Annotated in this window: 10 protein-coding genes and 1 pseudogene; 7 read left to right on the top strand and 4 right to left on the bottom strand. The window is 63.5% G+C overall.

The genetic code is table 11. The features are described 5' to 3' along the window. Positions 1 to 136: 136 nt before the first annotated feature. Positions 137 to 547, bottom strand: coding sequence for a PilZ domain-containing protein (locus QZT63_RS03290; protein WP_290648558.1), 411 nt, complete (start codon positions 545 to 547; stop codon positions 137 to 139). Positions 548 to 840: 293 nt separating this feature from the next. On the opposite strand from QZT63_RS03290, the gene QZT63_RS03285 reads away from it, so the two are divergent. The 4 genes from QZT63_RS03285 (at position 841) to QZT63_RS03270 (ending at position 4,957) form a co-directional block, all read left to right on the top strand. Beyond that, positions 841 to 1,218, top strand: a complete 378-nt coding sequence (locus QZT63_RS03285) for a DUF2237 domain-containing protein (protein ID WP_290648556.1) — start codon at positions 841 to 843, stop codon at positions 1,216 to 1,218. Between the two features lie 43 nt (positions 1,219 to 1,261). After that, on the top strand, positions 1,262 to 2,164 hold the full coding sequence (locus QZT63_RS03280) for a histone deacetylase (RefSeq protein WP_290648555.1): 903 nt from the start codon (positions 1,262 to 1,264) through the stop codon (positions 2,162 to 2,164). A 172-nt stretch (positions 2,165 to 2,336) separates the two neighbouring features. Further along, positions 2,337 to 3,638 (top strand): ferredoxin reductase family protein, encoded by a 1,302-nt coding sequence (locus tag QZT63_RS03275; RefSeq protein WP_290648554.1) that lies wholly within the window; start codon positions 2,337 to 2,339, stop codon positions 3,636 to 3,638. Then, a complete protein-coding gene (locus QZT63_RS03270) occupies positions 3,635 to 4,957 on the top strand; it encodes a multiheme c-type cytochrome (protein WP_290648545.1) in 1,323 nt (440 codons plus the stop codon). Before QZT63_RS03275 ends, QZT63_RS03270 begins: the two co-directional genes overlap by 4 nt. 192 nt (positions 4,958 to 5,149) lie before the next feature. On the opposite strand, the gene QZT63_RS03265 is transcribed toward QZT63_RS03270, so the two are convergent. Continuing rightward, positions 5,150 to 5,362 carry a dodecin family protein gene (locus QZT63_RS03265; RefSeq protein WP_290648543.1) on the bottom strand — a complete coding sequence of 71 codons (213 nt, stop codon included), beginning with the start codon at positions 5,360 to 5,362 and terminating at the stop codon, positions 5,150 to 5,152. A 440-nt stretch (positions 5,363 to 5,802) separates the two neighbouring features. On the opposite strand from QZT63_RS03265, the gene QZT63_RS03260 reads away from it, so the two are divergent. Beyond that, entirely contained in the window at positions 5,803 to 6,072 is a 270-nt protein-coding gene (locus QZT63_RS03260) for a hypothetical protein (protein ID WP_290648541.1), read from the top strand. Positions 6,073 to 6,156: 84 nt separating this feature from the next. On the opposite strand, the gene QZT63_RS03255 is transcribed toward QZT63_RS03260, so the two are convergent. Together QZT63_RS03255 and QZT63_RS03250 are read right to left on the bottom strand one after the other, a co-directional pair. Beyond that, entirely contained in the window at positions 6,157 to 6,903 is a 747-nt protein-coding gene (locus QZT63_RS03255; RefSeq protein ID WP_290648539.1) for a Mut7-C RNAse domain-containing protein, read from the bottom strand. Between the two features lie 263 nt (positions 6,904 to 7,166). Beyond that, positions 7,167 to 7,775, bottom strand: coding sequence for a uracil-DNA glycosylase (locus QZT63_RS03250; protein WP_290648537.1), 609 nt, complete (start codon positions 7,773 to 7,775; stop codon positions 7,167 to 7,169). A gap of 476 nt (positions 7,776 to 8,251) precedes the next feature. Between QZT63_RS03250 and QZT63_RS03245 the strand changes: the two genes are divergently transcribed. Beyond that, entirely contained in the window at positions 8,252 to 8,854 is a 603-nt protein-coding gene (locus tag QZT63_RS03245) for a hypothetical protein (RefSeq protein ID WP_290648535.1), read from the top strand. A 96-nt stretch (positions 8,855 to 8,950) separates the two neighbouring features. After that, positions 8,951 to 9,514 (top strand): annotated as a pseudogene (locus QZT63_RS03240) (CBS domain-containing protein); the annotation flags it as partial.

Below are 9,514 nucleotides of genomic sequence, written 5' to 3'. Positions count from 1 at the left end.
GCAAAAAAATTAGCCGCTGAACGGCATCGGATCAGCGCCTCTGTGCGGGCTGGGCGACAGGAGTATTGGAATGCATTGCACAACTGGGGCCGGCCACTGTGGTGTCTCCCCGGGATGAATCACTGGAGGGCATGTTTTACGGGCGCCTGTTTTCGATCTCGCCGAGGTCAAGACCCCAGTCAACCAAATCGGGAACGTGGCCCGCTAGTATCTCCGGAGTAATGTCCCGCTCCGGGTGCAGGGCCTCTAGTACGATCGTGTGAAGGGTGTCGAAATCACGTGGATCCAGACTGTGGAAGCAAATGCCGCAGGCGCAGCGGTCGACGTGGGTGATGCGGCCACGCGCGGTAATTACGTTCGCCGGCTCCGAGGCAACCATGAGAACGAGGATGCAGGGCAGGCCCTGTCGAGCCTGCGCCGGTGCCGGGGTGATTCGGCTGCCCCGTAAGCCAAGATCGGCCGTGTCGACCCACCACATCAGTGCCTCCCCGATCAGTAGCTGTGCACTGAGTTGCTTCCTGATGCGCTTGTTGCTTCGTCGCTCCATGTCCAACGACCTTATAGCCACGGTTGTACTCGGGCACTCACATGCCGAATCGACATACGCAAGTATGGGGCCAAGGCACGAGCAGCCCCGACGCTGACCCCATGCGGAGGAGTCAGTGCGTTGGCTGGGGCAGTTGGAATCGGTGACTGTAAAGTGGATCGACAGTCGCGCTGGTGGATTGAAACAGAGTTCCTTGTACCATTTGCCCGACGCAAATGAGTCCCCTCCTTGGTGTACGCTTGGCCTCCAATGGCCCAGCTTTCGTTTTCAACCCAAGCCTCCAGGAGGCGAGCATGACCAAACCATTCTCGGCAGTGAACGTCTTCGGCGGCGAGTTGGCCCTGTGCAGTGGGCGCCCGCTGACAGGGTTCTACCGGGACGGGTGCTGTAATACCGGGTACGAGGACGTTGGCCTGCACACGGTATGCGCGCGCATGACTGAGGCCTTCCTGACGTATTCCCGGTCGCGGGGCAATGACCTCATGCAGCCGAACCCTGCCATGGGATTCCCGGGTCTTCGGCCCGGCGACTGTTGGTGCCTATGTGCAAGCCGATGGCTGGAGGCGTATCGCGCCGGCGTGGCCCCTGGCGTCTTGCTTGAGTCGACCCACGAAGAGACATTGGCGGTCATCGATCTGGCCGTGCTCAAGGCCCACGCAATCGACGCGTGACCATGATTTTGCCGCGCCCTCGCACCACTGTTTCGGAGACCCCATGAAGCTGCCGGTGGTCCACCACCCGGGCTATACCATAGCCTTGCCCGAGGCACACCCGTTTCCCATGGCGAAGTTCCGAGTGCTACGGGAACACCTCGATACCTCGCCGATGCACGCCAGTGCCCAGTGGCTGCGTCCGGAACCTGTCAGCCTGGCAGCCGTGCGGCGTGTCCATACCGCCGAGTATCTGGATGCCTTGCTTGACGGATCGCTGGATCGTGCTGCACAGCGGCGCAGTGGCTTTAAGTGGTCGGAGGACTTGGTATTGCGGGTCAGGCTCGAGACGGGCGGCACGCTCATGACAGTGGAAGCGGCACTCGATGCGGGATTGGCCTGCAATACGGCGGGCGGCACCCACCATGCCCACGCCGGCGCGGCCAGTGGCTATTGCCTGATCAACGACATCGCCGTCGCGACGGCTCACGCGCGGGCCGAGGGTTGGGCGCAACGCGTACTGGTCGTGGACCTTGACGTACACCAGGGCGACGGCACGGCGGGCCTGTTTGACCGCGAACCGGATGTCTTCACCTTTTCCATGCATGCCGCCAGTAATTTCCCTGCGCACAAGGGCCGCAGTGACCTGGACATCGCCCTGCGCAAGGGGGTGTCGGATGAGGAGTATTTGCAGGCCCTGGCTTCGACGCTTCCAGGGTTGCTGCAGACGTTTCGCCCTGACCTGGTCATCTATGACGCCGGTGTGGATGTCCACCGGCACGACCGCCTTGGCCATCTCGCCCTGACCGATGAGGGCATCAGCCGGCGGGATCGCTATGTCTTCGGCTGTTGCCGCGAGGCGGGCATTCCGGTGGCAGCGGTCATTGGAGGCGGGTACGACCGGGATCTTGACGCGTTGGCCTCCCGTCATGCTCGGCTTCATCAAGCCGCCGTTGAGTACTGCTGAGCATCGGCCAGGGTGCCTGCCATGCCAGCACCGCCGCGAGGCGGCGATCCCGCGGCAGGGACACTACACTGAACCGGAGGATCTCGGCCGCTTGGCAGCCCAAGGGGGGAGGTGCGGCCGGCACGCTGGGCGAGTTCTAATCTGGGTCCGGCCAGGCACAAGGGGGTAATCGATGCGTGTACCGCCGCTGGTGGTCGGTGGAGCCGCCTTCATCGCCGCTTTGCCGCTGTTGCTGGCTCTGCCACACCTCACGGGCACGGGCGTATCCGGCTGGTTGCAGCAGGCCGGGCAGGCAACGGGTATTGCGGGTACCAGCTGCCTGCTGCTGGCCGCCGTTCTCAGTGTCCGGATTCCCGGGCTCGACACGCGCCTTGGTGGCTTGACGGCGGTGTGGCGGCTTCATCATCTGCTTGGTGCGGCCGCCTTTCTCCTGCTGATGGCCCACCCGCTGCTGCTGGCATTGTCCGCGGCCGCAGTCTCGCCGCAGGCGTCCATGAGCGTTCTCTGGCCGCCCCTGGAGGATACAAAAGTCTGGGCCGGCTGGGTCGCCCTCCTCGCGATGATGATCTACCTTGCCCCGAGCTTCTGGTTCTTCGGCCGGCCAGACTACCAGCGCTGGAAATACCTGCATCTTCTCTCCGGCGTGGCACTGATCCTGGGCCTCTGGCACGCCGTGGAGCTCAACCGGGCGCTCCCCGGCATCGGCGGGACGCTGCTCTGGACGGGTTTCGGGGCACTTGCAGTCGCGGCGTTCGCCTACCGGGTGGTGCTCTCCCGCTGGCTTGGCCCTTACCGTTATCGGGTGGCGGCTGTGACACCGCTGGCACGGGATGTCGTGGAGATTGCCCTGACGCCGGAAGCGCGACCCATCCGCTACAACGCGGGTCAATTCATCTACCTGCGGCACTTCGACCCGGCGTTACGCCCGGGGTATGGCGAGGAACACCCTTACACCATCGCCTCTAGCCCGCTCGACGAGCAGGTACGTATCGGCATCAAGGCGTTGGGCGATGCCTCGGCGGCCATGGCGCGCATCAGCGAGGGCGCGCCGGTGACCGTGGAGGGTCCGTACGGTCGCTTTTTTCCCGAAGGCGGAGCCGATACAGGCCAGCTCTGGATTGGCGGTGGCATCGGAATCACGCCATTTGTCAGCCGCGCGCGGCACCTGAAGGCCGGACAGGCCGCCTGTGACGTGCACTTGGTGTACTGCGCGAACCGGCCCGAACGGGCCTATTACAGCGACCAACTCCGCGACATTGCCGACACGATGCCGGGCTTTTCGTTCCACATGCACTATTTCAACGATCAAGGCCCGTTGAGCCTGCAGTATCTGCGTTCGGTGTGTGAGGACTTTGATCAGCGCTCCATCTTCATCTGCGGCCCGGGACCGATGACCGACCACATCCTGCGCCTGATGCGCGAGGCGGGGGTGCGCCGGCATCGCATACACACCGAGGAGTTCGACCTATTATGAAACGGCTGGTCTTCGCCGCCTGGGCGGCGTTCTTGGGCGCTGTTGTTACGCTCACCCTCATCGGCGGTCTCGGGGAGGCGCCCGATTCGGAGCGACCCGATGCCGCGCAGGCCAGTTTCATCGGGACTGAGAATTGTGTCGCCTGCCACACGGCGGTCCATGCCGCCTACCGTGACACCTACCATCCCATGAAGCTGGGACCCGCCACAGAGATCGATCAGGAGCTCTTGGAGCGGTGGGAGGACCTACCGGATCCGCGGGGCAATCCGGTGGTCTTCGATGAGGACGAGCCCTCGGGCATCGACGGGCTCCGGGATCTGGAACTCGATGACGGTACCCGGTTGCAGGCCATCGCCGGTGTCTACCTGGTCCACGAGGGCGGGCGCAGGTTCACTGCCCGTTTCCTGGATGCCGACGACAGCGTGGAGCACGAGCGCCCGGTTTCGCCCTACCACGTCGGGGCGAAGTACCGACAGGCCTTGACGGTGAATCTGGGTGAAGGGGCCGGCAGCCGGCTCCTCAAGTACCAGTACAGCTTCGACGACGGCGCCTACCAGCATACCTGGCGGGATCGCAACCAGGCCCGAATCTACGAGGAGAACTGCATCGGCTGCCATGTCAGCGGATTCGACCTGGACGCCTTCGAGGCAGATCGTAACCAGCCCCTTGAAGATCTGGCGGCGGATCTGGGCGTAGGCTGCGAATCCTGCCACGGGCCGGGGAGCAAGCACGTGACCGCGCCCCGGGACCCCGACCTGATCGTTAACCCCGCTCGGTTGAGCACGGATCAGCAGGTGCATTCCTGCGCGCAGTGCCATATTCGTGGCGCCAGCCGCGTCCACGCGGGCCGCCAGGACAACATCGACTTTTCCCCCGGAGACAACATCCTGGATCACTTTGAACCGGTCCCTGTCGCGTGGGGCGAGGGAACGCCGCGGGTTGCGGCCGACGGCAAGGCGGCGGCCAGCCGCCAGCAGTTCATGGACCACTACCTGGGCACCAAGGCCAGCATGACTTGCACCGACTGCCACGCCATGCACGAGCCGGATAGCCACGCGGCACTGCTTCGGGATGACATGCTGGAGAGCTGCGCGCGCTGTCATGGCGACAGCGACTATCCGGACCTCGCGACCGTTCGGGAGGTCATGGACGGCCAACGGGGCTGGGAAGACCCGGCATGGCGCGGTTGGCGGCTGCAGCACACCTTTCGCCTCGACGACGACCGGCGGGTCATTGGCCTGCCGGAGGAACGCTGGCCGGAGCACGACAATTGGCCGTGGGCGGATCCGGACTGGCAGTGGGATATGCCGAACCGTTAGGCACCAGGCGGGGCGGCTGTTTTTGATTGAGGCAGGTACAAGTGGCTGGCAACAGGAGGCGGTCGATCCCGTGGTCTCGCCATGGACGGGGCCTGGCTATTTTGCTTTCGCCAGAGAAGCCAACGGCTTACGGCATAATGCCGCAAGCCGTTGGCGGCACCGTCACGATGGCGAGCAGCGCAGCCGAGTCGATTAAATGCCGTACTTGAAGGACAGGGAAATCTTAACCCTGAAGGCCGTGATCTTCCCGCTCTCGTCAATGGTGACGTCGTGCTCCTTCACTTCGGCAACGCGCGGATGCTTAATGCTCTCCGAGGCGGTACTGATCGCATTGCGCGTCGCATCTTCCCAGGATTTGTCGCTGCTCCCGATAATGTCGATTACCTTGTAGGCGCTATTCGGCATGGTGGTCTCCTAACCGTTGTTGATTCGTCGTTGCGGTTTTGCTCCAAGGTCCCTTCTTATCGCAACAGATTCTGATGGGACTCTTCAAGTGTAGATGCCTATGCGGCCTTGTGTTGAGGCAACACCCATCAACACCACCACTATCGGCTTCACTCCCCGGCGTCCATTGCGTCGCGGGGTCCTTGCGCCCCGAACCGCTGTCAAATTGCGCAGTCACACCTATACTTGATGGTTGAAACGGGCAACTCCAGACGTCGCGGCCCTGGTGCCGGTGGGGTTGGCGAGTGCCCGCTCGCTCCCTATTCGGGCAGTGCCCGCCAGAGTGGCGCCTCGTCGGCGCTCCCGGATTGGGTGCAATTGCGTGAATGTCCGGACCAGGGCGGGGTTGTAGGGGTGTGAATCTGTCGTGTGCACGACGAATTCGTGAGTATGGAGGCGTTATGTTGACCATGGAAGACTGCATCGCTCTGTCGGATCTTACCGAGGACGAGATCGAGGCGATTGCGGAGCACGAACACTTGCCAATGATGGCGGCGGTCGAGATGGGCTGGTATCTCGTGCAGACGAAGGAGGGGGAGAAGCGCATCAAGCGCATGATCGCGGATGATATCGCGCACGCCCAGGAGCGAGGGGATCATCAACACGCGGCGAAGCTGAAGCTGGTCCTCAAGCAATTCCTCGAGGAACACGGCGATATCGATAAATCATAGCTTCAGTGTTGGGGCTGCGGTGAGAGCGCCGCGTGCCGGGAGGCGATGACATGGGCGAGTTCGAGCTCATGGTCCGGGATCGCCTCATGGGTTGACGCTCAGGGATGCCTGGATTAACTGCTCGATATGCGCGACATGGCCGCCCCGCCAGTAGACGTGCCCGCACTCGGTGCAGCGCCGGAAGACTGTGTAATAGCGCTGGGTCAGGGGTTCGAGCGCATGCTTGACCTCCGCCTTGTCCACGCACTCGAGCGGTCCATTGCAGCGGGCGCAGCGGGTGAACGGCGCAACCAGGCCTTGTAGCTGAAAACGGTTCGCCACCTCGGTCAGTTGCCGGGGCGGTCGGTCATTGCGAACGCAATAGCCGTGGGTGATGATGCGCCGCTTGAGCAGGGCACGGTCACGCGTCAACAGGATCCGGCCCTCCTTGGCAGAGACCTCCGCGAGCTGCGCGTCTTCATAATCGTTCCGATACAGGGTGTCGAAGCCGCACAGGCGCAAGTAGCGCGCCAGGGTCCCCAGGTGCGTGTCGAGCACGAAGCGCACGCTGCGCAAAGGCTGCCGGCGGACCCGGAGGTGTTCCGAGACATCGAATGACTCGAACACCGGGTAGACCGCAATCCGGTCCCCATCCCTCACCAGGTAGTCGAAGCCCACCGATTCGCCGTTGACGAGAATGAGCTCGACTTCCGGATGGGGCACGCCCAGTGCCTCGATCATGTCCTTGATGGAACCGCGACGCTCAAAGATGCAATCGAATGCGGTCTTGCGCCGCTCGGGTGGCAGGAAATCATTGAGTTCCTCGTAGAAGCGAAACGTCGCTCGGGCCATAGGCAGCGGCTCCAACGCAGGTCCCCCATTGTAGCGGGGTGCCTCGGCTGTGTGTGCGCCGCCGGTCCCGCAGCGCCGGGTGTCACGCGCGCTGGTGGACAATCTGGCCGCCCACGTAGGTGGTGTCGAGTGGAGGGCGTCACCGAGCGTGAATGCCGCACAATGGCGGTTGTGCCGTTGCGACACAGCTCATCCAGTAAATGGTGCCGCGCATGGCGTAAGGCTCATGGGTTGCAGTGCTCATACAGATAGCCACCCGACACTCATGTTGATTCTTTGCATGTGTTATCAGACGCTGCCGCAAGGCTGGCTGCCAGGGTCACGGCTGCTCGCCCCAGGCGGCTCACGGGCGTGTTGTCCGGAAGCTTCTGGTTCCATGACAGCCCCGAGGTATGGGGCATGGGGACCACGGGAACACCAGTGTAGAGCGGCAGATCCGATCTCGCCGGGGCTTGCGCCAGCAATGCCCGCACGCGCTCCAGGTGGTTGTCCTTCCACGATGGCAGCAGGTGGCGTGTGGCGGTGTGCCCCACCGTCAGCAGTACCCGCGGGGCGAAATCCTGCACTGTATGCAACAGCCAGTGGCTGCAAGCCTGGATTTCCGGGCGCCGGGGCCGCCGGTTACCGGGCGGCCGGCAGCGGACGACATTGGTACGGGCGTAGCCGCAGCGTGCGATGCCGTGCTCGGCGAGGACACGGTCCAGGGTGCGTCCGGCCGCGCCGCTGAAGCCGACGCCGGTGATGTCTTCCTCGCGGCCGGGTGCTTCGCCAACCGCCAGCAGGCCGAAACGGGGCCCATCCGGCAGCACGACCTGCGTGCGGCCTTCACACAGTGGGCAGGCGTTGCATTGCTCCGGGTTGTCGTATCCCATGTGGAGAGGGCCCGCTTTAAGCTCGGCGTTGATGACAATTGTACGACAGTCAGGGCGGTTGGTGGCTTGGCGCGCGGGTACTCGCGCGCTCCGGTTGACTCGCCCCCGTGTCACCTTATAATCCGAACATCCTAGTGGCACACGAGGTTCCGAAGTTGGACGCGTGTAATCATTGTCGCAAGTCCACAGCCCTCGTTCTCTAACGGGATCCCCTCCAGGCGTCAAACTTTCCGCCTGTCCGGGTCCCGTAGTTTGCGGGAAGCGGTCAGGTCGGCGCGAAACGTGCCCCATTCGGCGTCTAATCCGACCGTAACGGCCATCCGGTAACACCGGCGGTCGCGGGCGGTGTGCGTGCTCGGTATCGCCTGGCAAGAAGATAAAGAGGTGTGTTGATGCGCCAGCCAAGCATGCGTTTTCCTGTTGCCTGCCTTCTTGGTTTAGCACCGATGACTGTGTCAGCGGCAGGGGGGCACTTCGTGGTCGACGACACCGTTGTTGCGGGGCCGGGCAACGTGGTGGCGGAGGTCTGGTACAGCCGCCAGTCCTCAGGAAACGACGAGCGGGTTGCCGTTCTCAACTACGGTCTCCATTCGCGGGGCGAAATCGGGCTGGAGGCGGGCAGGGAGCGCCAGGAGGGGGTCGACGACGACCTCGTCGGGCTCACCAGTAAGTGGACGCTGGCCGAGTATGCCGCGGAAGGTATCGGCGTCGCGGTTGCGGGTGGCGTATTTGCCGACCCGGACACGGACCGCTTCCAGGAGGCGGAAGTATTCTTCCCGGTGGCCGTTCCCCTGGGCGGGAACGACCGTGCCATGTTCCGCTACAACCTGGGCTGGTCCCATCAACGCGACGCGGATGACCGTGACGTGCTCACTTGGGGCTTTGGCGCGGAGGCGGAGCTGGTGCCGCGCGTCAGTGCCATCGTCGAAATCTACGGCGATCAGCGTGACAGTACTGAAATCCAGACTGGCGTTCGCCTCGACCTGGCGGACCTGGCTGCGCTGGATGTCGGCTATGGCCGGGAACGCCGCGACCGAGGCACGAGCTGGTGGACCGTCGGCTTGGCCGCCGAGTTCTAGGTGCGCACCGCCCGGAGGTAAACCCGGGGGCTGTCATTGTGTTGAGATATTGCCCATACAACGTTGATATCGTTGCGGGACAAAGGGAGTATCGCCATGGAAAAGACCGAGATGATCCAGGAGCTTGTCACGCTCTTCCAGGCTGAACACTGGGATGCCCTGGACAGCCATCTTGAGGAGATGGCCGTCCAGGACATCGCACAGGCCATCAGCGAGCTTGAGCCGCAGGAGGCAAAACAGCTGCTGTTGCGTCTCCCGCGGGATCGACAGCCGCCCGTGTTTGCCTATGTCTCGCCCACGCACCAGGACGCCTTGTTGAGTGATCTGGACGCGGAGGACGGTCGCTTCATCCTCTATCACCTGCTTCCGGACGATCGGACGGCTCTGCTGGAGCGCCAGAAGCCCGAGCGCCTGGAAGCCCTGCTGCAATTGCTCTCCCCGGAAAACGTCAAGGAAGCGCTTCGGTTACTCGGCTTCCCGGAAGAGAGTGCCGGGCGCATCATGACGCCCAAGTTTCTCACGGTTCGCGTTGGCTGGACCGTGGAACAGGCGCTCAATCATGTCCGCTCTCGCAGCCAGGCCGGCGAGACACTGAACATCGTCTTCGTGACAGATGTGCGCGGGGCGTTGCTCGGGCAGGTGCGGTTACGGGATTTCGTC

Origin of the sequence: Aquisalimonas sp., from assembly GCF_007120195.1 — a bacterium.
GTDB lineage: Bacteria > Pseudomonadota > Gammaproteobacteria > Nitrococcales > Aquisalimonadaceae > Aquisalimonas.
Note: the sequence above shows the minus strand (reverse complement) of the source record. Positions and strands in the feature narration are given on the sequence as shown.

What these genes read in the sequence shown, in the direction of transcription:
- QZT63_RS03290 (WP_290648558.1), bottom strand. Translation starts at nt 547, where the DNA reads ATGGAGCGACGAAGCAACAAGCGCATCAGGAAGCAACTCAGTGCACAG.
- QZT63_RS03285 (WP_290648556.1), top strand. Translation starts at nt 841, where the DNA reads ATGACCAAACCATTCTCGGCAGTGAACGTCTTCGGCGGCGAGTTGGCC.
- QZT63_RS03280 (WP_290648555.1), top strand. Translation starts at nt 1,262, where the DNA reads ATGAAGCTGCCGGTGGTCCACCACCCGGGCTATACCATAGCCTTGCCC.
- QZT63_RS03275 (WP_290648554.1), top strand. Translation starts at nt 2,337, where the DNA reads ATGCGTGTACCGCCGCTGGTGGTCGGTGGAGCCGCCTTCATCGCCGCT.
- QZT63_RS03270 (WP_290648545.1), top strand. Translation starts at nt 3,635, where the DNA reads ATGAAACGGCTGGTCTTCGCCGCCTGGGCGGCGTTCTTGGGCGCTGTT.
- QZT63_RS03265 (WP_290648543.1), bottom strand. Translation starts at nt 5,362, where the DNA reads ATGCCGAATAGCGCCTACAAGGTAATCGACATTATCGGGAGCAGCGAC.
- QZT63_RS03260 (WP_290648541.1), top strand. Translation starts at nt 5,803, where the DNA reads ATGTTGACCATGGAAGACTGCATCGCTCTGTCGGATCTTACCGAGGAC.
- QZT63_RS03255 (WP_290648539.1), bottom strand. Translation starts at nt 6,903, where the DNA reads ATGGCCCGAGCGACGTTTCGCTTCTACGAGGAACTCAATGATTTCCTG.
- QZT63_RS03250 (WP_290648537.1), bottom strand. Translation starts at nt 7,775, where the DNA reads ATGGGATACGACAACCCGGAGCAATGCAACGCCTGCCCACTGTGTGAA.